At 41.8% G+C, this 26,586-nt stretch carries 23 protein-coding genes, 1 tRNA gene and 2 pseudogenes; 12 read left to right on the top strand and 14 right to left on the bottom strand.

What is annotated here, in order from left to right; genetic code table 11:
• Positions 1-91: 91 nt before the first annotated feature.
• Genes RAM70_RS03735 through RAM70_RS03755 form a run of 5 tightly spaced genes read left to right on the top strand, consistent with a single transcriptional unit; the run spans position 92 to position 4,294 of the window.
• Entirely contained in the window at positions 92-1,135 is a 1,044-nt protein-coding gene (locus RAM70_RS03735) for a sulfate ABC transporter substrate-binding protein (RefSeq protein WP_312672348.1), read from the top strand.
• Positions 1,136-1,146: 11 nt separating this feature from the next.
• Positions 1,147-1,488: an NIL domain-containing protein gene (locus tag RAM70_RS03740; RefSeq protein WP_194015022.1), complete on the top strand. Its 342-nt coding sequence runs from the start codon at positions 1,147-1,149 to the stop codon at positions 1,486-1,488.
• 19 nt (positions 1,489-1,507) lie between these two features.
• Positions 1,508-2,350 carry a sulfate ABC transporter permease subunit CysT gene (cysT, locus tag RAM70_RS03745; RefSeq protein WP_312672354.1) on the top strand — a complete coding sequence of 281 codons (843 nt, stop codon included), beginning with the start codon at positions 1,508-1,510 and terminating at the stop codon, positions 2,348-2,350.
• A 41-nt stretch (positions 2,351-2,391) separates the two neighbouring features.
• Positions 2,392-3,234, top strand: a complete 843-nt coding sequence (gene cysW, locus RAM70_RS03750; protein ID WP_312672356.1) for a sulfate ABC transporter permease subunit CysW — start codon at positions 2,392-2,394, stop codon at positions 3,232-3,234.
• Between the two features lie 19 nt (positions 3,235-3,253).
• The gene (locus RAM70_RS03755) at positions 3,254-4,294 is read left to right on the top strand and encodes a sulfate/molybdate ABC transporter ATP-binding protein (protein ID WP_045361225.1); all 1,041 of its coding nucleotides are present in this window, start codon (positions 3,254-3,256) and stop codon (positions 4,292-4,294) included.
• Between the two features lie 107 nt (positions 4,295-4,401).
• Here the strand turns inward: RAM70_RS03755 and RAM70_RS03760 are convergent.
• The 6 genes and pseudogenes from RAM70_RS03760 to RAM70_RS03785 all read right to left on the bottom strand — a co-directional run.
• Positions 4,402-4,617: pseudogene (locus tag RAM70_RS03760) on the bottom strand (DUF2442 domain-containing protein); the annotation flags it as partial.
• A 69-nt stretch (positions 4,618-4,686) separates the two neighbouring features.
• On the bottom strand, positions 4,687-6,633 hold the full coding sequence (locus RAM70_RS03765; protein WP_312672357.1) for a pentapeptide repeat-containing protein: 1,947 nt from the start codon (positions 6,631-6,633) through the stop codon (positions 4,687-4,689).
• A gap of 5 nt (positions 6,634-6,638) precedes the next feature.
• Positions 6,639-6,923 carry a DUF2103 domain-containing protein gene (locus RAM70_RS03770; RefSeq protein WP_002732155.1) on the bottom strand — a complete coding sequence of 95 codons (285 nt, stop codon included), beginning with the start codon at positions 6,921-6,923 and terminating at the stop codon, positions 6,639-6,641.
• A 2-nt stretch (positions 6,924-6,925) separates the two neighbouring features.
• A complete protein-coding gene (gene clpS / locus RAM70_RS03775) occupies positions 6,926-7,219 on the bottom strand; it encodes an ATP-dependent Clp protease adapter ClpS (protein WP_002765336.1) in 294 nt (97 codons plus the stop codon).
• Between the two features lie 55 nt (positions 7,220-7,274).
• Positions 7,275-8,408 (bottom strand): glycosyltransferase family 4 protein, encoded by a 1,134-nt coding sequence (locus RAM70_RS03780; RefSeq protein WP_045361230.1) that lies wholly within the window; start codon positions 8,406-8,408, stop codon positions 7,275-7,277.
• A gap of 97 nt (positions 8,409-8,505) precedes the next feature.
• A complete protein-coding gene (locus RAM70_RS03785) occupies positions 8,506-9,168 on the bottom strand; it encodes a 4'-phosphopantetheinyl transferase family protein (protein ID WP_312672359.1) in 663 nt (220 codons plus the stop codon).
• Between the two features lie 110 nt (positions 9,169-9,278).
• Between RAM70_RS03785 and RAM70_RS03790 the strand changes: the two genes are divergently transcribed.
• The 5 genes from RAM70_RS03790 (at position 9,279) to RAM70_RS03810 (ending at position 14,929) form a co-directional block, all read left to right on the top strand.
• Positions 9,279-10,220 (top strand): serine hydrolase, encoded by a 942-nt coding sequence (locus RAM70_RS03790; RefSeq protein WP_045361234.1) that lies wholly within the window; start codon positions 9,279-9,281, stop codon positions 10,218-10,220.
• Positions 10,221-10,466: 246 nt separating this feature from the next.
• Positions 10,467-11,816: an AAA family ATPase gene (locus tag RAM70_RS03795; RefSeq protein ID WP_045361236.1), complete on the top strand. Its 1,350-nt coding sequence runs from the start codon at positions 10,467-10,469 to the stop codon at positions 11,814-11,816.
• Positions 11,817-12,506 carry a ParB N-terminal domain-containing protein gene (locus tag RAM70_RS03800; protein ID WP_312672360.1) on the top strand — a complete coding sequence of 230 codons (690 nt, stop codon included), beginning with the start codon at positions 11,817-11,819 and terminating at the stop codon, positions 12,504-12,506.
• A gap of 130 nt (positions 12,507-12,636) precedes the next feature.
• Positions 12,637-13,329, top strand: a complete 693-nt coding sequence (locus tag RAM70_RS03805) for a Uma2 family endonuclease (protein WP_190380195.1) — start codon at positions 12,637-12,639, stop codon at positions 13,327-13,329.
• Positions 13,330-13,504: 175 nt separating this feature from the next.
• Positions 13,505-14,929: an FAD-binding domain-containing protein gene (locus tag RAM70_RS03810; protein ID WP_045361240.1), complete on the top strand. Its 1,425-nt coding sequence runs from the start codon at positions 13,505-13,507 to the stop codon at positions 14,927-14,929.
• Positions 14,930-14,935: 6 nt separating this feature from the next.
• Here RAM70_RS03810 and RAM70_RS03815 read toward each other — a convergent pair whose 3' ends face one another.
• A complete protein-coding gene (locus RAM70_RS03815; RefSeq protein WP_312672361.1) occupies positions 14,936-17,581 on the bottom strand; it encodes an efflux RND transporter permease subunit in 2,646 nt (881 codons plus the stop codon).
• Positions 17,582-18,411: 830 nt separating this feature from the next.
• Complete coding sequence (locus tag RAM70_RS03820; protein ID WP_045361244.1) at positions 18,412-18,747, bottom strand: hypothetical protein; 336 nt, start codon at positions 18,745-18,747, stop codon at positions 18,412-18,414.
• A gap of 134 nt (positions 18,748-18,881) precedes the next feature.
• Between RAM70_RS03820 and RAM70_RS03825 the strand changes: the two genes are divergently transcribed.
• A tRNA-Cys gene (locus RAM70_RS03825) sits at positions 18,882-18,952 on the top strand.
• Between the two features lie 48 nt (positions 18,953-19,000).
• Here RAM70_RS03825 and mtnB read toward each other — a convergent pair.
• On the bottom strand, positions 19,001-19,618 hold the full coding sequence (gene mtnB / locus RAM70_RS03830; RefSeq protein WP_045361246.1) for a methylthioribulose 1-phosphate dehydratase: 618 nt from the start codon (positions 19,616-19,618) through the stop codon (positions 19,001-19,003).
• 146 nt (positions 19,619-19,764) lie between these two features.
• Here mtnB and RAM70_RS03835 point away from each other — a divergent pair.
• Positions 19,765-19,917 (top strand): annotated as a pseudogene (locus RAM70_RS03835) (transposase family protein); the annotation flags it as partial.
• 63 nt (positions 19,918-19,980) lie between these two features.
• Here the strand turns inward: RAM70_RS03835 and RAM70_RS03840 are convergent.
• The 5 genes from RAM70_RS03840 to RAM70_RS03860 all read right to left on the bottom strand — a co-directional run bounded on the left by RAM70_RS03840 (position 19,981) and on the right by RAM70_RS03860 (position 26,293).
• Positions 19,981-20,454, bottom strand: a complete 474-nt coding sequence (locus RAM70_RS03840; protein WP_002800917.1) for a phosphate-starvation-inducible PsiE family protein — start codon at positions 20,452-20,454, stop codon at positions 19,981-19,983.
• Positions 20,455-20,984: 530 nt separating this feature from the next.
• Positions 20,985-21,824: a nitrate ABC transporter ATP-binding protein gene (locus RAM70_RS03845; RefSeq protein WP_045361277.1), complete on the bottom strand. Its 840-nt coding sequence runs from the start codon at positions 21,822-21,824 to the stop codon at positions 20,985-20,987.
• A gap of 79 nt (positions 21,825-21,903) precedes the next feature.
• Complete coding sequence (locus RAM70_RS03850; protein WP_190380941.1) at positions 21,904-23,922, bottom strand: ABC transporter ATP-binding/substrate-binding protein; 2,019 nt, start codon at positions 23,920-23,922, stop codon at positions 21,904-21,906.
• Positions 23,923-23,991: 69 nt separating this feature from the next.
• Complete coding sequence (gene ntrB, locus RAM70_RS03855) at positions 23,992-24,822, bottom strand: nitrate ABC transporter permease (RefSeq protein ID WP_312675800.1); 831 nt, start codon at positions 24,820-24,822, stop codon at positions 23,992-23,994.
• A 112-nt stretch (positions 24,823-24,934) separates the two neighbouring features.
• A complete protein-coding gene (locus RAM70_RS03860) occupies positions 24,935-26,293 on the bottom strand; it encodes a CmpA/NrtA family ABC transporter substrate-binding protein (RefSeq protein ID WP_312672366.1) in 1,359 nt (452 codons plus the stop codon).
• Positions 26,294-26,586 lie beyond the last annotated feature (293 nt).

Raw genomic sequence — 26,586 nt, forward strand, 5'->3', positions numbered from 1 at the left:
AAATGTATTGAAATTTTTTTTTCTGTGCTGTAGGATTAAAAGACGCCTGAAAACAGATACAACCTCAGAGTAAAGCTTAGGAGCGCCGTCGATGCAGTCATCCCAGTCTTGTTTGTCCCTACTCATGGCAACTGTCCTGACGGGGGGAATGCTGGTATCTTGCACCCCATCCCCCACCAATAGCGACAATGACAGCCAAAAACCCCTGACTGTGACGCTTGTTTCCTATGCTGTCACCCAAAGTGCCTACGAAAAAATCATTCCCAAATTTGTCGAGGAATGGCAACAAAAAACGGGGCAAAAGGTAACTTTTGAACAGAGTTATGGTGGTTCCGGTTCCCAAACTCGTGCCGTTATCGATGGTTTAGAAGCGGATGTGGTAGCGTTGGCTTTAGCTTTGGATACCAAGAAAATTGAGCAAGCGGGATTAATTCAACCCGGTTGGGAAAAAGAAGCTCCGAATGACTCTATTGTTCATAAATCTGTAGTGGCTTTTGTTCCTCGTGATGCCAATATTAAAATTAATAAATGGTCAGATTTAGCCAAGGATAATATTAAAGTTATTACCGCTAATCCCAAGACTTCTGGCGGAGCGCGCTGGAATTTTCTCGCTCTTTGGGGTTCGGTGACGCAAGCGGGAGGCAGTGAACAAGCGGCGCAAACTTTTGTCGAAAAAGTGTTTAAAAACGCGCCAGTTTTACCTAGAGATGCTCGCGAATCTAGTGATGTATTTTTTAAACAAGGCCAGGGAAATGTGCTGATTAATTACGAAAATGAGATGATTCTCGCTAACCAAAAAGGCGAGAAGTTGGCCTACACTGTTCCCACCGATTACAATATTTCTATTGATAATCCCGTGGCGGTTGTTGATGCCAATGTGGATAAAAAAAGTACGAGAAAAGTGGCCGAGGCTTTTGTGCAGTTTTTATTTACCCCAGAGGCACAAAGAGAATTTGCTAAGGTGGGTTTTCGTCCCGTTGAACCGACGATAGTTAAAGAGTTTGAGAGTAAATTTCCTCAGATAAAAAATCTCTTTACCGTGCAGGATTTAGGCGGTTGGGATCAGGTACAAAAACAATTCTTTGATGGTGGAGCCGTCTTCGATAAAATTCTGACTAAAGCTGGTAAATCCTAAGGAGAAAAACCATGGATAATCAACCTCAATGGCAAACTATTAATCATCCCCAAAGTGACTTACATCTCGATCAATCAGGACTCGATCGCCCCACTTCCCGAAGAATAAAAATTCGGGTTCCTAAACAATATATTAACGAGCCAATTATAGCACGTTTGGGGTCTTTTTCCGGTCTAAAAGTGAATATATTTTCCGCTTTGTTAGCGGCAAATAATAATCAAGATGGCTGGTTCGATCTACAACTACAAGGCAACTCCCAAGGGATAGAAAATGCCCTTTCCTATCTGGCAGATTTAGATGTAGAAGTTTGGTATGATTCAGCACAAGTTCTTGAAGAAGCCGACAATTGGTAATCTCTAGCAATAATAAACAATGGCTAACCCACAATTATCTTTATCTCCCAGTCAACCCCTGAAAAAAGTTTCTATTCCTTGGGTAATTACCATTAGTTATCTAGTGGTTTTGTTGGTTTTACCGGCGGCGGCACTATTTGCTAAATCCCTAACTCTTGGTTTTGCCGAATTTTGGCGCATTGCCACTTTACCGATTTCTTTATCCGCTTACCAAGTCACTTTTTTTACTTCCTTAATCGCCGGATTAATTGACGGAGTTTTTGGCACTATTATCGCTTGGGTATTAGTGCGTTATCGATTCCCGGGTAAAAAAATTGTCGATGCTTGTGTAGATTTGCCCTTTGCTTTACCCACTTCTGTTGCCGGTTTAGTCCTAGCCACAGTTTACAGTGATAACGGTTGGCTCGGTCAATTTTTTGCCCCCTTTGGCATTAAGATATCCTTTACCATTTTAGGGGTTTTTGTGGCGATGTTATTTATCGCTTTACCCTTCATTGTCCGCACCTTACAGCCGGTTTTACAGGAAATGGAAAAAGAGGTAGAAGAAGCGGCTTTATCCCTCGGCGCTTCCTCTTGGCAAATCTTTTGGCGAGTTATTTTTCCCACAATACTACCCGCTATTTTAACAGGAGTTGCCCTCGGTTTTGCCAGAGCGATCGGTGAATATGGTTCCGTAGTTATTATCTCCTCTAATATCCCCTTTAAGGATTTAATTGCCCCAGTTTTAATCTTCCAAAGACTAGAGGAATATGATTACACAGGGGCGACAGTAATCGGCATGGTTTTATTACTGGTTTCTTTGTTGATGTTAGTAGTAATTAATTTCCTGCAACAATGGGGGCAAAAATACAAAGTTAAGTAAAGAGTAAAAAATATTAGAATCTAATTGAGTACAGAGCAAAAATGCAGAATCCAAAAGCCTTAACTAAACCGAAAGAATGGGATTACAAACCCCTACTAATTATTATCGCCCTTGTCTATCTTGCCTTCTTGCTTTTTATTCCGGCAGCGGCAGTATTTTACTATGCTTTTCGCAATGGATTCCAAGCTTTTTTAGAAGCGGCAGGAACTTCTGACTTTATCGAAGCCGTGAAATTAACAGTAATTATTGCCCTAATTACTGTACCTTTAAACACAATTTTTGGACTTTGTGCAGCCTGGGTAATTGCTCGCAATCAATTTCGTGGCAAAACTTTATTAATTAGTTTAATTGACTTGCCTTTTGCCGTTTCTCCCGTGGTAGCGGGTTTAATGATTGTACTGCTCTATGGGCGCAATGGTTGGTTAGGTCCTTTCTTAGAATTTTTCGATATAAAAATACTTTTTGCTTTACCCGGAATGGTATTAGCAACTATATTTGTTACTATGCCTTTTGTCGCTAGAGAAGTTATCCCAGTCTTAGAAGAAATTGGTTTGGAACAAGAGGAAGCAGGGCGCACTTTAGGGGCAAGTGATTGGCAGATTTTCTGGCGCATAACTTTACCCAATATTCGTTGGGGATTGATGTACGGAGTGCTGTTAACTAATGCCCGGGCGATGGGAGAATTTGGGGCGGTTTCTGTGGTTTCTGGCAGTATTTTAGGGAGAACTGCCACCCTGCCAATTTTCGTAGAACAGGCCTATAAAAATTATCTCACTCCTGCCGCTTTTAGTGCGGCGGCTATTCTCGCCTTACTAGCGGGAGTTACTTTAATTATCAAAGAAATTCTCGAACGTAAAACCGCCCACAAAATTCATACTACATAACTACAATTAACCTAAAAATATGAGTATTACCATCCACCAAGTTTCCAAACGTTTCGGCAATTTTCAAGCCTTAGATAATATCAATTTAACCATTCCTGAAGGCAAATTAGTCGCCCTCCTCGGACCATCGGGATCGGGAAAATCAACCTTATTACGTTCAATTGCGGGATTAGAAAGTCCCGACAATGGCGCGATTATTATTAACGGACAAGATACTACCCATGTGGATCCTAGACGGAGAAATATCGGCTTTGTTTTTCAACATTATGCCCTATTTAAACATTTAACTGTTCGTCAAAATATTGCTTTTGGTCTAGAAATTCGCCAGCAAAAATCGCCAGTAATTAAGAAAAGAGTTGAGGAATTATTAGAATTAATTCAATTACAAGGATTAGGCGATCGCTATCCCGCCCAATTATCAGGAGGACAACGGCAAAGAGTAGCTTTAGCCCGCGCTTTAGCCATTCAACCGAATGTATTATTATTAGATGAACCCTTTGGGGCTTTAGATGCAAAAGTTAGAAAAGAATTAAGGGTATGGCTGAGAAATTTACACGAAGAAGTTCACGTTACCAGTGTTTTTGTTACCCACGATCAAGAGGAAGCAATGGAAGTAGCCGATACGATTGTCGTGATGAATCATGGTAAAATTGAACAGGTGGGTTCTCCCGCCGAAATTTACGATCATCCAGCCACACCTTTTGTGATGCAATTTATTGGGGAAGTGAATATCTTACCTAATCTAGCGGGATTAGGAAATGGGCATCATCAGGGTCATAATTCTACCGTTTTTATCCGTCCCCACGACCTCGAAATTATGCCCAGTCAAGATGGATTGAATAGTTGGGCAGTGGTAAAAAGAGTTATTCATTTAGGCTGGGAAATACAAGTAGAATTAATGTTAGCCGATGGGGAAATGGTGGTGGCTTATCTCAATCGTGAGGAGTACAAGCAATTACAGTTACAACCAGAACAAACGGTAAATTTAAAACCAAGAAAAGCGACCTTACTCACTGATTTTGACAATAAAAGTGAGAAATTTATCGATTATTCAATTTAAAAACTTTAGGTTTATTACAGCATTTCTCATAAAGATGAAGTATAATTTATGCGGGGGTTAGGCGGCTGTTGGTGTATTTTAACTTAGTGTCAGCATTCATCCCATCGCTAAAAGCTAGGGACTTCTGCTGACACTAAGTCAAAAGGTTTGCTATCTGTGCTTAAATCTACATCTAAATCTGGCCAATAAAAATGATTAGGAAAAGGCTCTTGTATATTTAAAATTTGTCTAATAGGGACATCTTGAAACCAAGGAAAATCTTGATAAGAAAGAAACATTTCTTCATTGTTTGCAAGAATCCATATTCCAGGGGAAGAAATATGAGTTACTTCAGCTTGAGAAGTATTTTGTCCAAGGGTTTATAAGTTCATTTGTATTTAAATTTTTACAGTTTATTTTAAATAAATCAAGAGATTTAACCCCGGAATCGTGCGCGAGAGGGTCCAGATAAGGAGAGTGATATAAAAGATGCCGATACCCCATTGATACCAAACTAAAAAAGAAATGATAGCGGGTAATTCTTGATCGCGAACTCGCCAATCATTAAAGCCTATTTTTAGCAAATTATTGAGACTTAAATCATAATAATTTAACCAATTCCAACGCTTTTGCCAAGGAATGGGAGTATAACGATCGCGAAAGAGGGGAAATTCGGGAACTACGGGTAAACGGGTGATTAATAAGCGTAATTGTCGCATACTACCATCTTGTAGGAAATAGGAACTATCCATTAAATCGTGATAGCGTCCCCGACGATAAAGTTCGATAATTAAAATTAGGGGTAAGGGGACAAGAATTAGGGCAATAGCTGTTAAAGTTAGTAGAGGACGGCTGGCAGATTGCAGGATATTAAACACACCTGAAAGGGTGAGAATAATATAGCTAGTTACCATACAAAGGATTTCATAACGATTAGGAATTACTGGTTTAGGAGTCAGACGACGCACGCGATCAATTAACCAAAATAAACAGCCAAAATAGGCAAAAATTATGATTCCTGTACCGAAAACTAAACTAAAATTTGTACCATCTTGACTTAAGAGTAATAGTAAAGCAAGGAAAGAAGTATGCAGAAAATCAGCTAACCAAGTGAGGTTAATTAGGCGAATAATTGAGATATTATTTAGCTTTTGTTTTAACTGTTGAACTCGCAATTTTTCGGTTTTGTATTCAATTTGATTAGCATCGGCAATTTGTTCTAGGGAGCGAAAATTACGAACTAAATTTCTTAAAACTGTTTCATTTCCTGCTAAGGTTGGTAAATAAATTGCTTGACCAATTACTCCTCTATCTCCCAGTATTTTCGCTTTATCGGAATCAAAAGCTAATCCTGATACACTCAAATAACTATTTTTAGTAAAAGTGGAATTACTAAAATCTACCTGATCTAAAAGTTTCACATCTTGAAAACTAACCACACCATTAAAATAACTAGACCGGAAAGCACCCGATTTCTCAAAAGTGGCATTTTTAAAGGTTAATAAACTTAAAAATCTACTCTTAGAAAATAGCGGACGATCTCGCCATTGACTTTGGGAAAAATTGGCTTCTTTTTCCCAGAAAGTACGGGTAAAATCTGCGGGTTTATCGTATTTGGTTTTATCAAAATAAGCTTCGGCAGTAAAATGACTGCGATGGAAGTTAGTAATACTTTTAAAATGGGCCGTGCGAAAGATAGCTTTATTTAAAAATTGACTTTGACTAAAATTTACATCTCCCATAAAAGTGGCTTTGGTAAATTTCGCTACCCTAGCAAAACGAGATTCTACCCAATTACTTTCACGACTAAATTTTGCTGCCATTGCTTCGACAATTTGCAGAAAAAAAGTCTTAGAAAAGTCCACTTCTCCCATAAATACGGTTCCCTGCAACTTCACAGGTCCGCGAAATACTGTGACATTAAAAACCGGTTCATCGCTATCGAATAAAAAATTTTCGTCCTGTTGTAATAACTGTTCTTCCGTGGGTGATAATAAGGTAGCGAGAGCCACTTTTGTTAAAGGAGTCGGTAAACCCAGACGGGAAGCGATAAAATTGCCTTGAATTAAGGAATTACTAAAATCTAAACCTAGGGGTTGTTTAGCGCGATTAATTTGACCTTGAATCTGTTGATAAAATTGTTCTTGCAGTTCTTTATTTTCATCGCGGATATCGATAACCAAATTGGCTAAATCGATGGTAGTCATCCCTTCTTTAAGGACGGGTGCGCTTAAACGTTCCTGCAATAAAGTTACTGTTAAAGGAACTCTATCCATTACTGCCAAACTAGGGAGAGAATGTACAGAGAAAAACAGAAAAACAATGATTAGTAACCAGCAGCCTTTCAACAACGCACCCACGACAGTTATTTTCCTAAACAAGCTTGGATAGCCATTTCTAAATCCTCTTGGTTTAAATCGGTAATAACAAAGACCTCCTGAACACTTTTTCCTGTCCTCGCAATCAGCTTAAAACCACCACGAATTGGCACTGATATCCGCAATTGTAACCGCGGACAATGACCTTTTGAGCGAGAAAGTACCCCCGGGGTGACAGTGGTGATTCCTTGATAGGTAATTAACTTTTCTAATACCGCAATCAACCCCGGAATATGAGTAGAATGATTCCAAACTAAGCGACCATTATTCATAATTATGCGGCCTCTAGGGGAGCCATGGTTAATCCTTCCCGTCGCAATTGTTGGTGATAAAGTTCCGCTTGTTCTTGGGGACCTGTCCAGACAATTGCCTGTCCTTGGTAGTGAACTTGATTAGTTAATTCCCAAGCTCGATCGGTGGTCATATCCGGGATATATTTAATTAAACAATTGGCCACATGATCGAAGGTGTTAAAGTCATCGTTGAGAACAATAACTTTATAGTTGGGATAAGTCTTTTTGACCACTTGGGTGGACTTATCTAAGGTGGTACTGGGTGCGCTGGCCATAGAAGTTATAATAGGTCAAGGTTTTTGCAATTAAATTCGAGCATTTTGACAACAATTAAGCGGCAAAAGCCACAGTATTATTATTCAAAACCCGGTGATAGTAATTTAATAACTGTTTGGTGGCCGCTTGCCATGCCCATTTTTCCGCTTCTAGGCGCGCATTTCGTCGTAATTCCTCTCTTTCTGCCTTGGCGGTTAGTAATCTTTGGGTGGCACTAATTAAACCTTTTTCATCCCTAGGATCGAAGAGATGACCATTAACTCCATCGGTGACAATATCAGGAATTCCCCCCGAATTTGCTGCCACTACCGGACAACCGGCAGCCATGGATTCTAAGAGTACCAAACCGAGGGTTTCTGTGCGTGAGGGAAAAAGAAAAGCATCTGCGGAAGCAAAAGCGGAGGCTAATTCTAACCCCTGTAAATAACCGACAAAATGGGTATTTGTGTCAGCAAAATGACTTGTTAAAGCTTCCCGATGGGGACCATCTCCCACAATGGCAAATCTTGCTTCGGGAATCGCTTCTAATACTGGTTTAATGCGATCAATTTCTTTTTCGGCCGACACTCGACCAACGTATAATAAGAGAGGACTATCGGGGTTATTTTGGGATAATTTCAGTCTCATAGCCGGGGATTTTAAATGAGGTTGAAATAATTCCGTATCGACTCCCCTTTGCCAAAGCTCTACCTTTTCAATGCCACGACTAGATAATTCTTGCACCATAGCAGTGGAAGTGCAGAGATTTAAACTTGCTTGATTGTGGGCCAATTTTAATAATTCCCAGAGTAATCCTTCTAGGGAACCTAATCCATAGTGTTGTAGGTATTGGGGGAGATGGGTATGATAGGAAGCGACGAGGGGAATGTTCATAGTTTTGGCAAAATAAATGCCTCCCACCCCTAAAACAGCCGGGTTAACCACATGAATAATATCAGGTTTAAACCTCTCTAAAGCTTGACCGACTGAAGGCCGGGGGAAAGCCATTTTTAATTCCGGATATAGGGGTAAGGGAATCCCTGTAACTCCATGAATTTTAGCACCTTTGTACTCCTTTAAACCGCCATCGGGAGAGAAAACTAATACCTGATGACCTAATCTTTGTAGGTGTTCCACGGTATGTTTAAGACGGGTGACAATTCCATCGATTTTCGGCAAGAAAGTTTCTGTAAAAAGAGCAATTCGCATAGAGAAAACAAGGTTAAGTAATAATTAAGGACAAGCTTTTTTTGAGATAGCTAGGAATAATTACTGAATTTCTCAAGGCAATTAACTCCCCAATTAATCATAGATCAGAAAGGCCAAAGGTTTTAATCACTCGATCGCTACCTTCGATAACCACCGTCGCTCGATAATTATCGCCGATTGCCGCTGTCCATAATTGCCATTCCCCCGCCACATTGTCTAATTTTAAGGGATTGAGGCCCACTTCCACTCGTTCGAGTCCCCCGCTAATTCCCGTTCCCAGTGCCTTTAAATAAGCCTCTTTTGCCGTCCATAACTGAAAAAATAGCTTTTCCTTCTCTGCGGACTTTTCAACAAGCTCGTGTTCCCTAGCACAAAAAAACCTTTTTGTCAAGCTATTTAAATCTTTCATCTGGCGCATTTTCTCTAAATCTACCCCGATGCGAGCGGTTAAAGTCAAGCCACAGATGGCCATATCTTCGGAATGGGAGAGATTAAACTGTAATTGGTAGTTAATACTCGGTTTTCCCCGTTCACTGTAGATAAACTCGATTTTTTCGGGACTTATCGCCAAATATGACCCTAAAATCTCGCGTAAACACCCCCTCGCCACCAAAAAACGCCGCTTGTGTTCGGGAAAATGGTAACGATTAGCTCTAATTATTTCATCTTCCGAGAGCAAAGAAGCCAGTTTTTCTAGTCTATCCCCAGAGGGATCAAGACTGATAAAATAGAGATGAACCTCATCGGTAGATATAAACATTAAACTCAGAAGCACTCAAATAATTAATTATCGGTAAATTTTACCGTAAAATGAGAATTGCCGACTCAAGAATTTATCCACCTTCTAACTCTTGACTTTGCAGCACACCTATGAACTTTTTTCATACTGAAGACCACCTCCAACAGTTCGGTACAGATATTTTAGAAACAACTTGGCGAGAATTTCCCCAATTAGCTCAAGAACAAATTGCCCTAACTTGGATAGTATATGATCCTCCCGTTATCGTCAACACGGGGGGAGCAATTTCTCACGAAGAATTCTGGAAATATTCCCCCCGCGGATTTAGCTATCGCGGACAAGAAAGAACCTATCCCGCTAGTTTAGTGAAATTATTTTATCTAGTAGCAATTCATGAGTGGTTAGAAGGGGGAATGATTCCCGAAAACACCGAATTAAATCGCGCCATTCGTGACATGATTGTTGACTCTAGTAATGATGCTACCAGTTTAGTTGTAGATCTGGTCACGGGAACCACTAGCGGTCCAGAAATTGCCGCCAGTCCCTTTGAAACTTGGAAGCAACAACGCAACATAGTTAATCGTTATTTTCAATCCCTAAATTGGCCAGAATTAGCGACAATTAACGTTAATCAAAAAACTTGGTCTGATGGTCCCTATGGACGTGAACGCGCTTTTTTAGGGGAATTAATGGAGAATCGCAATATGTTAACTAGCAATGCAGTGGCGCGTTTAATTCATACTATTATCGGGGGGATTGCGGTTTCTTCCCAACGTTCCCAGATGATGATGTCTTTACTAAAACGAAGTCTTAATCCTGCTGATTGGACAAGTCAAGGAGATGAGACACAAATTTTAGGATTTTTGGGACAAGGATTACCAGAAAGTAGTCAAATTTGGTCAAAAGCTGGTTGGACAAGTCAAGTGCGTCACGATGCAGCCTATATTGAAATTCCCCATCATACTCCCTATCTCTTGGTGGTATTTACCGAGGGAAAAGATAACAGTCAAAACCGCTCAATTTTACCTTTTATTTCCCAGAAAGTAGCCGAGAAAATCATGCAGTTTAATTAATTGAAGCTGTAAGTAGGATGGTTTTCTCTGCCATTGCCAAAAGTGCTAGATAAACATCCTACTGCCATAAATCCGTAAATTTACTGATGTGCATCTCAATATACAGCTTTTCTCGGATAGATGGGGTTCTTTATTGCAGCTGAAATACTTGATTAAGTAAGGATTTAGTCTGTGCTTCACCTTGACGGGAAAGGCCGTCATCATTTAAACTAACAATAAGTTGTTCTTAAGTATTTCCTCAAATGTGTGACTTTCAACCCTCACCATTGTCATAACGAAAGGGAAGTGGAGAGTAAATTAATTGTTCAGTATTTACTCCCAAAACTAGGCTACAATGCCGAACATTGGTATCAACAAGTTAGCTTCGGTAAAGTACGTTTAGATTTCCTTGTTTCCGCTCAAAAACCTATCAACAAAAAGCAGTTTTTATCCTCTCACTGTCTAATTGTCGAGGCTAAAAACCCCAGAGAAAAGCTCATCAATCATCGTCACCGCTTAGGTTATTATCTCAACTACTTTAAAGTGCAGTGGGGATTATTAACCAACGGTGATGAGATTCAACTTTATCAAAGAAAACCCGATAAAATTTATTTAGTTTTTAGATGTTCTGGGTTAGAAATTGCCGCTCACTTAGAACAGTTAAAATCTCTGATTGGCTACGAAACTTTATTCCTGGGTATTCCACCGCTCAATTCTCCAACAATCAACAACAAAAATCCCATGAAAACCATCGCAATTTATCATCATAAAGGTGGTGTTGGTAAAACCACCGTCGCTACCAATCTAGCGGCAGCTTTGAGTAAAAAAGGCAAGCGAGTATTATTGATTGATATTGATGCTCAAGCTAATAGTACTTTTGCCGTTGGTTTAATTAAGTTTCAATTCGATGATGACGATGATTTAAAAGATAAAAATGTTTTTCATTTGCTAGATAACAGTAACCGCATTTTTATTGAGAATATCGTCAGAAAGTCTCAAGGATTCAATCATCCAGAAATTGATGTTATTCCCTCTCACATATCTTTAATTGCTAACCAAGCTAAAATTAAAGATAATGCGGCGGTATTTGCTAGATTGGCCAGAAAATTAGAGAAAGTAAAGGATCAATACGATATTGTAATTATTGATGCACCTCCCGCACTTGATTTATATGCACGCATTGCTTTAATTGCAGCTGATTATCTGATAATTCCTTCTGATCTTAAACCATTTTCTAATCAAGGATTAGATAGCGTTAAAAACTTTGTTCAAGAGGAAATCAATGAAAGTCGTGGAGATTTGGGTAAACCAACCTTACAAATTTTAGGCGTTTTACCTTCCAAAATTTCCACCCATGCTCAATACTTAAGATATAATTTTCCCAAACAAAAACAAGTGATTCCAGACAAATATAATTTACCCTTGATGGAATCGACTATCTCGGAAAGAATGCCTTTATCTCGCTGTATAAATCAATACGTTACCGTGGGAGATTTAGAAATTCCTGCTCCCCAATCTATAATGGATTATGCTGAACATAAAGGCGATGCGGGAGTATCAGCAGCAGAATTTGAAGCCTTAGCACTAGAAGTTTTAGCTAAAATAGGAGTTAAATAAATGTGTAAATTTTTACGAGTCGATATTACTGATATTAATCCTTCTCTTCCCAGAGAAACCTTCTCTGAAACTGAATTGGAAAATTTAGCCAATCTTATTATTGAAATGGGTGGACTTATTCGCCCTGCTATTCTCAAAAAAGCTGATAATAAAAAAGTTGATGAACGTTATAATATTATCAGTGGAGATTTAGAATATTATGCTTCTGTTATCGCCAATCAGAAAGTTCCTGACCTCGAGATGATTAACGCTTTTGTAGTTGATAAAGAAGCGGAGAATATCGCTTTACAGCAAATACAGTTATTATCTCCTTCTCCTGGGTTAATTACCAGGCCCCAAAAAATAGATAATCCTCTAGAATTGAGGATGAGTAATCTTGAAAAACGATTAGAAACCCAGTTACAAGCAATCCGAGAGGAGTACCAAAAAGAAATCAAAAGACTGGAAGAAAAAATTATTATTTATCCTCCTCCTCCTCCTCCTTCTAAGTCGATTTTAGAGCTTTTGAATACCTGTGATGCTAATCAACTTAAAAAAGGGGGAATTCCACCTGCATCTGTTAATGACTTTCTGAAAAAACGTTCAGAAAAGCCCTTTGATTCTTTGGAAGATGTCCTAAATCGCCCAGTGTCAGGAGTTAAAGAGAAAAGATTAATTAAACTTATCGATTATTTGCTGACTTCTAATTGATTTTTGTGGGTGTGTTGAGCTACTTTAACACACCCTACCGATGGATGTTATAATAATGGAAGATCAGTAAAAAAGCCTGATCCGATAGCGGGCAAAGATTAACTAGAAGACGGGTGAAAAGAGAAAACTTATGACAACTACCCCAGTAATTGCTGCTTCTTTAACAATTCCTCCCCTAGAAAACGGCGATAAATTAACTCGATGGGAATTTGAACGACGTTATCAAGGGATGCCCCATCTCAAAAAAGCGGAATTAATTGAAGGAATTGTTTATATGGCATCTCCCCTCAGATTTGAAAGTCACGCCGAGCCTCATGCTAATATTATCGGATGGTTAGCTCTCTATAAAGCGGCGACCCCCGGTGTTAGATTGGGTGATAATGCCACCGTGAGATTAGATATTGATAACGAACCCCAACCGGATGCCCTATTAAGAATTGACAAGGGAGGACAATCAACAATTAGTCAAGATGACTATGTAGAAGGCGCGCCGGAATTAATTGTCGAAATTGCAGCTTCTAGTGCTTCCTACGATGTTCATCAAAAATTAAATGTTTACCGTCGCAATCAAGTCCAAGAATATCTAGTCTGGCGGTTTTATGAACAAGAAATTGATTGGTTTCGGCTACAGGCAGGAGAATATATTAAACTAGAACCCGATAGTGAGGGCATAATGCGCTCCCAAATCTTCCCCGGTTTATGGCTGGATAAAAACGCTTTATTAATGGGCGACTTAGGAAAAGTTTTATTGATTTTGCAGCGGGGGTTAGAAACAGCAGAACATCGAGATTTTGTCAAGAAATTAACTGCCAATTACAGCTAGATTGTAAAATTAGACAATTATTCTTGATCCACTGTCCTAGAATTATAGAAAGAGTATTTTTGACTTGAATTTGTTCTTAACTGTACCCCACATTTCGACAAGCTCAATGTAAAATAATCTCGCCCCTGATAATCTTCACTTCGACAAGCTCAGTGACCACTCATCACCTTACTTTATGTCAAATCTAATCCTTTTCTGGCATCGTCGCGATTTACGTCTCTCGGATAATATTGGACTGAGTAAAGCTAGGGAGCGCAGTCCGAAAATTATCGGGGTTTTCTGCCTCGATCCTGCTATTTTAGAAGGGGATGATATCGCCCCAGCTAGAGTTGCCTATCTCCTCGGTTGTCTAGAGGAATTAGAAAAAAATTATCGCCAAAAAGGTAGTCAATTACTGATTATTCGCGGCAACCCCAGTCAAGCACTCGTCAACTTAGCCAGCAATTTATCGGCAAAAGCAGTTTTTTTTAACCTCGATATCGAACCCTACGCGCGTCAACGGGATCAACAGGTAATCGCCGCTTTACAAACAAAAGGAATTGAAGTAGAAACCTTCTGGGATCAACTTCTCCACGCTCCAGGGCAAGTCCTCACCCTCTCAAAAAGTCCCTACACCGTATATACTCCTTTTTGGAAAAATTGGAGCCAATTAGCCAAAGCCAGCCCCAAAACCCTAGAAAACCTGCAAGGATTAGACGAAAATGAGGGGGAGAAACTCACAGAAACTATTAACTTACCAACCCTAGAAAATTTAGGTTTTACTTGGCAAAACCCCTTACCCCTCACCCCCGGAGAAAAGGCCGCCCATAGCAGATTAGAAGAATTTTGTCAAGGGGTTATTAACAATTATCAAGAAGATCGTAACTTCCCCGCTTTCGATGGGACCTCGCGCTTGAGTGCTGCTTTAAAATTTGGGGCGATTGGCATTCGCACAATTTGGACGGCAACCCTAGAGTTATTAGAAAATTGCCGCGCCCAGGAAGCAAAAGATAGTATTATCACTTGGCAGCAAGAGTTAGCTTGGCGGGAATTTTACCAGCATTGTCTCTATTTTTTCCCAGAATTGGCGGTCGGTGCTTATAGAAAAGAATTTCGTCATTTTCCTTGGCAGGATAACGAAGAACATTTTCAAGCTTGGTGCCAGGGAAAAACCGGCTATGCGATCGTTGACGCGGCCATGCGACAATTAAATGAAACGGGATGGATGCACAATCGTTGTCGCATGATCGTGGCGAGTTTTTTAACCAAAGATTTAATTATTAACTGGCAAAAAGGCGAAAAATACTTCATGCAGAAACTTTTTGATGGCGATTTAGCCGCTAATAATGGTGGTTGGCAGTGGAGTGCCTCTAGTGGCATGGATCCGAAACCTTTAAGAATTTTTAATCCCGCTAGTCAGACACAAAAATTCGATCCGGAAGGGGAATATATTCGTCAGTGGTTGCCGGAATTAGCTTCCGTAGATACGGAATATCTAGTAACCGGGAAAATCCCCCGTTTAGAAAGACATCGTTGTGGTTATCCTGAGCCAATTGTCGATCATAATCAACAACAAAAAGAATTCAAACGACTCTATAGTAATCAGAAGCCAAAACAATAAAACTAGCTACTTTTGACCGGCTTTAATCTGGTTCCAAACATCCTCTAAACTTAGATATAACACAGGCACAACAATTAAACTCAACAGGGAAGAAGTGACTAAACCTCCCACAATCACCATCGCCATGGGTTGCCGCAATTCCGCACCAGTACCCAATCCCAAAGCGATCGGAATCATACCTAAAATTGTCGAACAGGTGGTCATTAAAATCGGTCTTAACCTAATCATTCCCGTTTCTAAAACCGCTTCCTCCCGACTCCAACCCTGTTGACGCAATTGGTTAGTATAATCCAGCAATAACACAGCGTTTTTATCGAGTAATCCCAAGAGGAAGATAAACCCGATCAGAGAAATCATACTAAACTCACTACCCGTTACCAATAACCCCAACATTGCCCCCACAATCGCTAAAGGTAAACATAAAGCGATGACGATAGTTTCTAGCAGTCTTCTGAATAATAGCCATAAAACTCCTAACATTAAAATTGTCGCTAGGATTAAAGTGCGACCAAAACTGCCCAAAACATCGCTACTTTGAGAAGAAGTACCCCAACGCTGTAAAGTTATCCCTTCCGGTAAAGGAATCCCTTCAATTTTAATCGCCGCATCTTCTAATCCTAAATCGGGACTGAGATTAGCACTGAGAAAAATCGCCTGTTGACCATTTAAACGCTCGATCGCCAAAAAATCCCCCCGCTCATTTAATCTAGATGATAGGGAAATATCCTTCAAACCGGCGATTTTAGCAGCCTCAACCCGCAATTTCTCGGCACTATCGCGCAATAGCTGCAAATTATCGCTTTTAATCGCAATTTGGATCGGCTTTTCCGCTTCCGTTTGCACAAAAGGAATGTCCTCGATACTGACATTCACCCCTCTAATTGGCGGTAAAATTTGCCGAATCCGTTGCTGCACGGCACTGGTGTGAGATTTACGATCGCCCTTCAGTGTAACGTGAATTTTGCCCCGATTCGGCTCACCGCGTAAACCGGCGATCATAAAAGTCGATTCCACTTCCCCATCCTGCAAAATCGGCGCTTCTAATTTGCTGCCATCGCGGATAGTGCGACGCAAAAGAAAACTTTCGGGAGAACTAGCTAACTGGGAAATCCAAGCGAAACTATCAGTAGAACTCTTAGCGGTCGGTTTATTAGGGCTAATTTGCGTTATTTTCGGCAAAGGAGAAGTATAAACCAGATTAAACTCGCCGCGATCGAGTCGGGGAATAAATCCCCTAGAAATAAAAGGAATCAGGGCAATACCCGCCAAAAAGGTAATTAGGGCAATAGCAATGACCAGCAAACGATGACGCAATGACCAGTTTAAGAGCCGTCGATAGGCGTTTTCAATCGGTCGCTTTTGTTTCGTCATTTTTGCCCGTGACTGCGGTTTCAGCCAATATACTGCCAAAACTGGCGATAAAGTTCGGGCGACCAACAGGGAAAAAATCACCGCAGCCGAGACAGTTAAACCGAAGGGTTGGAAAAACTGCCCCACCGCACCCCCCATAAAAGCCACGGGTATGAACACGGCAACAATGGTTAAAGTGGAGGCGGTGACAGCTAATCCGATCTCCCTTGTCCCCTTGAGTGCCGCATTTTTCGGGGTTTCCCCCGCGTCGATTAAACGGGAAATATTCTCCACATCAACGATCGCATCATCCACGACAATGCCAATCACCAAAGCCAGGGCCAGCAGCGTCAGGGTTTCCAGATTAAACCCATAGATGGCCATGATAATGAAAGTCCCCAAAAGAGATAGGGGGATAACCAGAGCAGAAATGATTGTAGCGGCGAAACTGCCTAAAAATATCAAGATCACCAGCACCGACAGCAAAACTGCCAAAAGTAAATCATCGATCGTGCCTTGTAGGGCAGCGCGAATATATTCCGCTTGGGTTTCAGCTAAAATTATCTTGACATCGGGCAGTTTTTGTGCTATGTCTTTAACCAGTTTTTCTGCTTGAGCGGCCAGATCGAGACTATTGGCGGCACCTTTTTTGATTACCTGCACTGCGATTGCTTCTTGGCCATTAAAGCGTACCAGCGTGGGTAATGGTCGGGTTAAACTTTTATGGGGATTATCTTCCCTAACTGTACCTTGACCGAGTAAATTAACTTTAGCCGTACCTGGGAGAGCTTTTAAGGGCGGAATTAAATTATCTTGGGCGATTTGGCTTAATTCTTCTAGATTTTTCTGCTCACTCACCAGCGTATATGTAACTGTTGCCGACTCATTTAAATCAACGGGGATAACTTCTGTGGTAGCTTGAGGGGGTAAAGGGACTTGCGAGATAGCCTGTTTAACTGCTGCGGTGGCCTTGTCTAAATTTGTGCCAATTTTAAAGAAAACGCTGATTACTGACTGTCCGGGGGCAGTAGTCGAAGAAATATCACGACGACCGGGGAGAGAGAAAAGAGGATTTTCTAGGGGTTTAGTTAATTGCTGTTCCGTGGTGATAGCAGTAGCTAAATCCGCTTGAGCGTTAATTATGACGACTGGAAAGCTGATATCTGGGAAAAGCGCGTATTTTAAGGAACTAAAAGCCAAAATTCCCGCCACGGCCACCGCTAACCAGAAAGCAATGGTTAACCTCGGGGCATTAATCGCTATTCGAGAGATATTCAGACGTTCTCGCCATGATTCTTTCATGTTTGTTGAATAAGTGGGGTATGGGGTGTGGGGTGTGGGGTGTAGGGTGTGGGGTGTTTTCTCAGTGAACTGATAACTGATAACTGATAACTGATAACTGATAACTGACTCCTAACCCCATGGTAGATGTTGGATTTTTGCAGGAGTTCTATTTTTCGACAAAGATAAGCAAAAATTATTTATTGACTGTAAAAACTTGAGAATATTTAAATTAATATTCCGCAATATTTATAAATTCTTAAGAATTAATTGAGAAAGATTTTTATTTAACAACGACGTTATCATGGTAACAGCGATTTGATAGAATTTCATAGTGGCTTATTCTGTGCTTTTTTGGGCAGCAATGGTTGAAACCCTTGCCACACCTAGAAGGTGATCCTAATTAAGACGGGTAAATCAGTCATTTTCACCCACAACGATGATCTTTTTTTTATGTAGTTTTATTGCAAAAAAAAAGTTTTTTTGACAAAAAGCATAAAGTATGATATATGAGCGGGTAATTATGAATTATGAATTGGGGAGAAGGGAGAGGGGAGAAGGGAGAAAAAAAGCTGATTACTGATAAGTACCTAAGCAAAATTAATTACACATATCTAACCACCTCTTGCATGAGTGCCTTTTGCATGAGTGCCTTTCTTAACTAGGAAATTTATTTTGCACGACTACTTAAGTAGCTGTTTATAATTAAATTGAAAATGGATTTTAGGCTCGATCCCCCCTTGATAAGGGTAGGGTTGATTCATGAATCAACCCTACCTTGAATCAGCCCTATGATAAGGGGGGTGTCTGACAACTTTTAACACCTACCTACTTAACTGCTCCCTTCCCTGCTATTCATACAAAATCTCATCAAAACAAGCTTCTCCCACACTGGATAAAGTCCTAGCGGCAGCTTTATCGGTTTTCGACTTCTGCACGAGGGCGCGGAATTGCTGTAGATTGTAACGAGCTTGGAATTTTTTAATCGTGCAGTCGCATAGGTCTTTTGCCACATCAGCAGCTAATCCTTCCCCGCGCGCTCTTTGTAAACATTCTTGACGATAACTGTCGAAAGTCGTGGCAGTATTAGAACTTTGGCTAAGGTAAACGGCATTATTAGCCTTTACTGGAAAGCATAAAGCTAATAAACCGATAAAAGTTAGTAAATACCTTTGATTTATCATCATAATCGCTTTTTTAAGCCTGAAATCCTCCACTAGATTAGAGAAGGGCTGCCTAAATTATAGATTGAGTGCTTGACTCTTGGGTTCCACTCTTGGCAAACTGTCAACTGTTATGTTAGGATAAAGGTCTATTGATCGGCGCCATCGCCAAGTGGTAAGGCAGAGGTCTGCAAAACCTTTACCCCCAGTTCGAATCTGGGTGGCGCCTTGAAAAATATCGGCAATCTTTTCCTGATTGCCTTGTCTAAATGAAAATTTAACAAGGTTTTACTTGATAGGCTGCCACTAGATAGCGAAAAATATACTCGACTATCTCTAAATAATTCTCGGTAGTTTCTAGAGACTCACCCCACACCGTCACGCCATGGTAAGAAATCAGTAAAGCGGGAATTTCTGGGGGGAAAGTTGACAATCTACTTTCTATTTCTGCGGCAATTTTCGGCACATCGAGATAGTTAGCAAAAACTGGCATAAATACTTGAGGATTTTCTACCCAAATACCTAAACCTTTCAACATTTCTAAGGGAGGTAACGATAACTTGTCCTCGCGAGCAAAACGGCAAACTAAATTCGCTTCCACCGAGTGGACATGATAACAAGCTTGTGCTTGGGGAAAGAGGCAATAAATCACCCGATGAATGCTAGTTTCTGCCGAAGGACGATTATCCCGATGAGCTAATTCTCTGACTTTTCCCGTCAGATCCACTCGCACAAAATCCTGTTCTGTGAGTTTACCTTTACTTTTGCCACTGGCAGTAATCCAAAAACTATGGTCATCAACTTTAGCGGATAAATTACCCGCAGTACCAAGCATCCAACCCAGTTGATAAAATCTTCGGGCAGCTGCCACTAGAGATAGACGAGGATCGCTCATGGTTTTTAGAGATATGGTAGATAGGGACTGACTATTATGACATCCTCACCCCCCTTTAAGGTTAGGGTTGTTTCATAATACGGTCAGAAAGTCAAAAGCAATCACTATCAGGTAAAATAGAGAGTGACCGTTAATATTTTAAAGATATGTTTAGCTTAATAGAAAAACTTAAATAAGTCAAGGACTCTCGGAAAAATAAACGGAAAAGACATCCTTTATCGCTAGTTTTGCTAATAATAATATTAGGAACTATGCAAGGATACTCAGGCTATAGAGAGCTAGGGGATTTTGCCAAAAGTCTGCCAATTTGACCAAAATCTAACCAGCAATTATTGGCATCAATCAGGTCGCAACTACTTATTTCAAGAGCGATTATCGCGATTAACTTTTCTGATTAACCAATAACTTGCCGCTAAAGCTAAGGTTCCCACGGTGAGGGCAATTAAATCATCTTTACTGTATTTATTGGGATCGAAAATAATAATTTTTCGAGAGATGGCAATCAGGGCAGTAACTACTACTAATTCAACCTGTACGATGTGTTTTCTTAAGTAAGCAGTGACGTTTTCTAATAACTCTAAAGCGATCAAAATATTGAGAAATAATCCGAATATTTCAATTAAAGTTTTACTAAAAAAACCGACGGGTTCCGTAGTAAATAGGTCTTTGATTAGGATAACTACTAAATCATAAAGAGAAACAATAATAACAACAATTAAGGCTACGGATAAAACCTTAGAAACTATGTTTTCGATGAGATGAATCGACCTCATGAAATCTTCATCGCGCCATTGTTGACCAAAATTGATAAGTAGTTTCCGTATCTGTTTGAGCATGATCAATTAAGTAAAAAGTAAAAATTATTATTGTATTTTATTGCTAATTGTTCTATTTAGCTAACAAGTAAGCCGATCCCCCCTGCCCCCTTATTAAGGGGGGTGCCGATCCCCCCTGCCCCCTTATTAAGGGGGGTGCCGATCCCCCCTGCCCCCCTTAATAAGGGGGGTATCTGACAATTTTTAACATCTACTTACTTAGAACTCTCGAAATAATTGGGTGTATCTTAATTTTGCCTTCGATCCCCCCTTAATCCCCCCTTGATAAGGGGGGTGCCGATAGGCGGGGGGATCCCCCCTTAATCCCCCCTTGATAAGGGGGGTGCCGATAGGCGGGGGGATCCCCCCTGCCACCCTTGATAAGGGGGGTGCTGATCCCCCCTGCCACCCTTAATAAGGGGGGTGTCTGACAATTTTTAAAATCTACCTACTTAGAAATAATTTTACTTGAAGAAGGCTTCCCTAGAAAAAAATCTAGGTGCGATCGCTATTAAGTCAACCGCACCCCAAACTAATACAAATGCTCACATCTAGCTGACATCATCGTGAGCGAAACGATTATAGAGGAAGTCGAGGGCATAGTTACGCAGACGATAATATTCAGGGTCCTCCATAATTCTCTCCCGATCGCGGGGACGGGGGAAATGAATATTCATCACTTCGCCGATTTTCGCTTCCGGTCCATTGGTCATCATTACCAGCTTATCAGCGAGGAAAAGGGCCTCATCGATATCGTGGGTAATCATCAACACCGTACAGCGTTTATCTTGCCAGATTTTCAGCAATTCTTCCTGTAATTCCTCTTTGGTAATCGCATCCAACGCGCCGAAAGGTTCATCAAGAATCAACACTTCCGGACGGATAGAAAGGGCCCGGGCGATCGAAACCCGTTGTTTCATCCCCCCGGAGATTTGGGGAGGGGTTTTATCCATAGCTTCCGTTAAACCCACCATAGCTAAATGTTCCCGCACGATCGAGCGTTTTTGTGCCTCTGGAGCATTGGGAGACACCGCATCTACCGCGAGATAGACATTTTCAAAAACGCTTAACCAAGGCAATAAAGCATAGTTTTGAAACACTACCATGCGATCGGGCCCGGGTTTAGTAATTTTCTTACCGTTAACTTTAACGATGCCATCGGTGGGAGAAGAAAAACCCGACACCATATTTAATAGGGTGGATTTACCGCAACCGGAGTGACCGATCACACAGATAAATTCACCTTCATTGATGCTGAGATTAACGTCCTTGAGGACGGTGTAGGGGCCTCTAGGAGTGGGATAAACCTTAGAAACTCCTTCAATGGTAACAAAAGCTTCTTTAGTGGGGGCCTGGGTTGCTCGGTTAACTGTGTCGGTGGTGGTGTACATGATTAGTCTTTGGGGGAAATTAGTTAATAGGGGCAATGGCCGGGGATAATTGGCTAGGAATTATCCCCTTAGTCGATTTTTAGGCAATTTTGCGAGATTCACTGGCACTAGGACGAGCATCAATAGCCACTTCGGCCATGGTGACGTTTTGTTTGATCTCTAAACTATTGAGATAACCGATCGGATCCTCGGCATCAAACTCGATACCATCGAATAAAAGGATCGGTGTGCGACGATATTTAATATCCCCTAGACCCAATTCCCGGGCCGCGGTACTAAAAACACCCACCCGACAGACGCGTTCGAGAATTTCTACCCAGTTACGGGGGAAAGGAATGTGGCCCCAGCGTGCCATTTGGGTCATCATCCAGAGGTGTTCGGTACGACTGGGACGATTTACCCCATCTCCATAGAACAGATGGTGTGCATATTCTTTCATCGGTTGATCGAGACTGCACGCGTAGGAGTTGGGATCACCCAGTTGGATATAATCTATATTGGTACTAAGATACTGACGACTGGCGAGGATTTGACGAATTTCTTCCTGATTCCCTTCCTCGGCACAGTAGCTACAACCTTCCAGCAGTGCTTTGACTAAAGCGACATGGGTATTAGGGTATTTATTAGCCCAATCTTCCCGGACTCCCAGGGCCTTACCCGGGTGGCCCTGCCAGATTTCTAAGTCGGTGGCGACGGTGTAACCGATACCTTCCATGGCGGCCCTTAGATTCCAGGGTTCACCGACACAATAACCGTCAATACTACCGGTTTTCAGGTCGGCTACCATTTGGGCCGGGGGAATAGTTTCGAGGTGAACGTCTTTATCCGGGTCAATACCAGAGGCCGCTAACCAGTAACGCAGGAGCAAATTGTGCATCGAGGAGGGGTGAACCATGCCAAAAATATGGCGCTGCTCCTTCGATTCCAATAGCATCTGTTTTAAGGCGTTACCGTCAATCACTCCCTCGTCATAGAAGCGTTTAGCGAGGGTGACACCGTTACCGTTACGAGTCATCGTCAGGGCGCTGACAATCGGCAAAGGTTGCTCCTGATAACCACCGACGGTTAACCAGGTGGGCATTCCTGAAGGCATTTGCGCCCCGTCGAGGAATCCCCCCGCGATCCCGTCCACAACGCCTCGCCAACTGGTTTCCCGGACTAAATTCACCTCATCTAGACCATGTTTAGTGAAGAATCCCTTTTCTTTGGCCACTGCTAGGGGCGCGCAAGCGGTGAGGGGAACAAAACCGATCTCTAGATTGACTTTTTCTAAACCGTGACGGGCAATCACTTCGACTTTGCGAGCGCGTAGTTTTTTGATCCGTTTTTGTTGGTTGAGGAAATAGATAATTTCACTCCGGAGACTGTAGTAACTGGGGTGTTCCACCACTTCCATGCGTTTGCGGGGACGGGGGATATCCACTTCCAAAATACCGCCAATTTTTGAGCCGGGGCCATTGGTGAGCATGACGATGCGATCGGATAATAGCACCGCTTCATCCACATCGTGCGTCACCATTACCGAGGTCATTTCGTATTCTTCGCACAGCTGCATTAACTGTTCCTGTAGATTACCTCTAGTCAGGGCATCTAACGCCCCAAAGGGTTCATCTAAAAGGAGGACTTTCGGACGGATGGCTAGGGCGCGAGCGATCGCTACCCGTTGTTTCATCCCCCCCGATAATTCGTTGGGACGTTTATCCACTGCATGACGAAGATTGACCAGATCGATATATTTTTCGACTTCAGCTTTTCTTTCGTCTTCTGATAGTTGGGTGAGAACTTGATCGACGGCCAGAGTGATATTTTCTTTGACGGTTAACCAGGGCAAAAGGGAATAGTTTTGGAAAACTACCATGCGATCAGGACCTGGTTTTTTAATGCTTTGACCTTGCAAAGTCACCACCCCTTCCGTGGGCAAATCTAAACCAGCAATCATGTTTAAGAGGGTGGATTTTCCGCAACCGGAGTGACCGATGAGGGAGATAAATTCCCCTTTTTTGATCTGTAAATCAATCCCTTTCAATGCCACATATTCACCGCCACCACTGAGGGGGAATACTTTATCGATGTTATCGACAGCGACAAACAAACTCATAGTTTTTTCTCCTTAAATTGGCTCAAGTTTCAGTTATTTGAAAATGGGGAAATTTTCCCCATCGATTCCCTATTGACGAACGATTTGATTTTGCAACCAAGCCATAAAGCGATCGAGTAATAAACCCACACCACCGATATAAAACAGAGCGAGAATAATATCGCTGATGTAGTTATTTTGGTAGGCATCCCAGATAAAGAAACCGATACCGACGATACCCGACATAACGATTTCCGCCGCAATAATCGCTAACCAAGCTAAACCGATCGCAATTCTCAAACCAGTGAATATGTAGGGAAGAGCCGAGGGAATTAATATCTTGAAAAAGAATTTTTTGCTGGACAATTGCAAGACTTGTTTAACGTTGATATAGTCTTGGGGAATTTGTTGGACACCGACGGTAGTATTAATCAAAATCGGCCAAACTGCGGTAATAAAGATCACGAATAAAGCTGCAGGTTGGTTTTGTTGTAAAGCGGCCAAAGATAGGGGAACCCAAGCAAGAGGAGGAACTGTTCTCAGGAATTGGAAAAGGGGATCGAGGGCCTTATTTAAGAAAGAATTTAAACCGACCATAATCCCAACACCAATACCCACCACTGCGGCAAAAGAATAACCGATTAATACCCGTTGCAGACTGGCTAAAGTTTGCCAGAATAGTCCCTTATCAATGCCCCCACGATCAAAGAAAGGATACATTAAATAAGTACGAGTTCGTTCATTGGTGATTAGGTCGGATGGGGGGGGTAATTTGATTAATCCCACCATCGAGACTAATTGCCAAACAATCAGAAAACCCAAGGTACCGATAATCGGGGGAAGAATATCTTGGGAATGTTTTTTCCAGAATTTACCGAAGTTGAAACCACCTTTACTTGTTCTGCTGACGCTACTTGCCATTTTGCCGTTTTCCTTTGTTGAAGATAAAGTTACTTGATTGGGGAGAGAAGAAAACATTTTTGGGATTAATAGACTAGATATTTTATGCCCCTAGCCTATCGAGAAAAGCTCGCTATTTTTTGATCGCCAAACTATCGAGATAAGCTTGGGGATTGGCAGGATCAAAAGTTTTGCCATCAAAGAATTTTTCGACACCGCGGGAGGTACTGGTGGGAATATCAGCTGCGGGAACCCCTAATTCTGTGGCTGCCGCTTTCCAAAGATCCTCGCGGTTAACCTTGTCGATTAATGCGGAGGCAGTGGTTAAAGTTTCTTTCGGCAAGAAACCCCAACGAACACTTTCGGTTAAAAACCAGAGATCATGACTCTTGTAGGGATAGGAAACGCTACCGGCGGGATCTTTCCAGTAGAAAACCCCTTTATTTTTGTCGGTGATTTCCGGTTTACCGTCACCCATTTTCTGCATTCCTTTGAGAGGACCGGCGATAATTTCTTCCTTGAGGTTGAAATAAGCCGGTTTAGCGAGAATTGCCGCCGCTTCTGCCCGATTTGCCTCTTGATCGAGCCATTGCTGCGCTTCCATAATTCCTTTTAACACCGCTTTGGTGGCTTTCGGGTTTTTATCCACCCAATCGGCGCGGATAGCGAGGTATTCTTCCGGGTGATAGGGCCAGATTTCTGCGGTTAAAGCTGACATAAAACCGATCTGATCAGCCACAATTCTCGCCGGCCAAGGATCACCGGTACTAAACGCATCCATGGTTCCCGTTTTCATGTTGGCCACGGTTTGGGCTGCGGGTACGGCAATTAGGTTAATATCCGTATCGGGGTTAATACCACCAGCGGCTAACCAGTAACGAATCCAGAAGTCTTGGTTAGCTTTCGGGAAGGTATAGGCGGCTTTAAAGGGAGTTCCCGTCGTTTTCATGGCGAGGATGTAATCTTTGGCGGGTTTCAGGTCTAAACCGATATTTTTGCCCTCGTGTTTACCTGCGATCGCAATTCCGTTACCCTGGGTGTTTAACTGCGCTAACACATACATGGGGACTTTAACGTTATTTTTGGTGATTAGTCCCTCGGAAATTAGGTAAGGTATGGGCATTTGCCACTGTCCCCCGTCAATTCCGCCCGCATCTGCGCCAATTTCGACGTTATCTCTAGCGGATCCCCAGTTTGCTTGTTTGGAGACTTCCACATCGGGCATCCCGTATTTAGCAAAAAAGCCTTTTTCCTTGGCAATAATTAAGGGTGCGGCCTCAACGATAGGAATATAACCTAATTTAATTTTGGTGGTTTCAGGAGCTTGTTCCGGGGCGATGGCGACGGGAGAAGCAACCGGGGCAGCGGGCGCGGTGGTGGTGGTTCCACCCGTAGTGTCGGGGGGATTACCCACACAACCTTTGAGGACAACAGCCCCTGCCGCTGAAACTGCCGCCGTGGTTAAAAATTTCCGTCTCGAAAAATTTGACATAGAGTCCTCCTACCTGCTTGCTAGAGCAAATATGTGTGCTGAATTATGGCTAAAGAAACCCCCAGCTAAACTTTCCTTCTAGCCTGTGCTATAGAAATTTAGCTATGGAATATCTAAACTCGATTGAACTTACTAAATAAGTCTAGCGGAATTTGGAAAAAATAATTAATCTGAGCGAGAATTTTATGTACAAAAATTTAATTCGATTGATAAGAATTAATTAAGACCATTGATATATCTAGCTTCTAGCCACTTAAAAAGGTTTCCGCAGGAGCGCCGGCGCAGGGGTGATG

This window comes from Microcystis wesenbergii NRERC-220 (assembly GCF_032027425.1).
Classification (GTDB): domain Bacteria; phylum Cyanobacteriota; class Cyanobacteriia; order Cyanobacteriales; family Microcystaceae; genus Microcystis; species Microcystis wesenbergii_A.

Bases quoted from the DNA above. Each gene is read 5' to 3' on its own strand.
- RAM70_RS03810 (WP_045361240.1), top strand. From the start codon at position 13,505: ATGTCAAATCTAATCCTTTTCTGGCATCGTCGCGATTTACGTCTCTCG.
- RAM70_RS03820 (WP_045361244.1), bottom strand. From the start codon at position 18,747: ATGATGATAAATCAAAGGTATTTACTAACTTTTATCGGTTTATTAGCT.
- mtnB (WP_045361246.1), bottom strand. From the start codon at position 19,618: ATGAGCGATCCTCGTCTATCTCTAGTGGCAGCTGCCCGAAGATTTTAT.
- RAM70_RS03770 (WP_002732155.1), bottom strand. From the start codon at position 6,923: ATGAATAATGGTCGCTTAGTTTGGAATCATTCTACTCATATTCCGGGG.
- RAM70_RS03785 (WP_312672359.1), bottom strand. From the start codon at position 9,168: ATGTTTATATCTACCGATGAGGTTCATCTCTATTTTATCAGTCTTGAT.
- RAM70_RS03850 (WP_190380941.1), bottom strand. From the start codon at position 23,922: ATGAGTTTGTTTGTCGCTGTCGATAACATCGATAAAGTATTCCCCCTC.
- clpS (WP_002765336.1), bottom strand. From the start codon at position 7,219: ATGGCCAGCGCACCCAGTACCACCTTAGATAAGTCCACCCAAGTGGTC.
- cysT (WP_312672354.1), top strand. From the start codon at position 1,508: ATGGCTAACCCACAATTATCTTTATCTCCCAGTCAACCCCTGAAAAAA.
- cysW (WP_312672356.1), top strand. From the start codon at position 2,392: ATGCAGAATCCAAAAGCCTTAACTAAACCGAAAGAATGGGATTACAAA.
- RAM70_RS03735 (WP_312672348.1), top strand. From the start codon at position 92: ATGCAGTCATCCCAGTCTTGTTTGTCCCTACTCATGGCAACTGTCCTG.
- ntrB (WP_312675800.1), bottom strand. From the start codon at position 24,822: ATGGCAAGTAGCGTCAGCAGAACAAGTAAAGGTGGTTTCAACTTCGGT.
- RAM70_RS03800 (WP_312672360.1), top strand. From the start codon at position 11,817: ATGTGTAAATTTTTACGAGTCGATATTACTGATATTAATCCTTCTCTT.
- RAM70_RS03845 (WP_045361277.1), bottom strand. From the start codon at position 21,824: ATGTACACCACCACCGACACAGTTAACCGAGCAACCCAGGCCCCCACT.
- RAM70_RS03815 (WP_312672361.1), bottom strand. From the start codon at position 17,581: ATGAAAGAATCATGGCGAGAACGTCTGAATATCTCTCGAATAGCGATT.
- RAM70_RS03780 (WP_045361230.1), bottom strand. From the start codon at position 8,408: ATGCGAATTGCTCTTTTTACAGAAACTTTCTTGCCGAAAATCGATGGA.
- RAM70_RS03755 (WP_045361225.1), top strand. From the start codon at position 3,254: ATGAGTATTACCATCCACCAAGTTTCCAAACGTTTCGGCAATTTTCAA.
- RAM70_RS03840 (WP_002800917.1), bottom strand. From the start codon at position 20,454: ATGCTCAAACAGATACGGAAACTACTTATCAATTTTGGTCAACAATGG.
- RAM70_RS03860 (WP_312672366.1), bottom strand. From the start codon at position 26,293: ATGTCAAATTTTTCGAGACGGAAATTTTTAACCACGGCGGCAGTTTCA.
- RAM70_RS03805 (WP_190380195.1), top strand. From the start codon at position 12,637: ATGACAACTACCCCAGTAATTGCTGCTTCTTTAACAATTCCTCCCCTA.
- RAM70_RS03740 (WP_194015022.1), top strand. From the start codon at position 1,147: ATGGATAATCAACCTCAATGGCAAACTATTAATCATCCCCAAAGTGAC.
- RAM70_RS03790 (WP_045361234.1), top strand. From the start codon at position 9,279: ATGAACTTTTTTCATACTGAAGACCACCTCCAACAGTTCGGTACAGAT.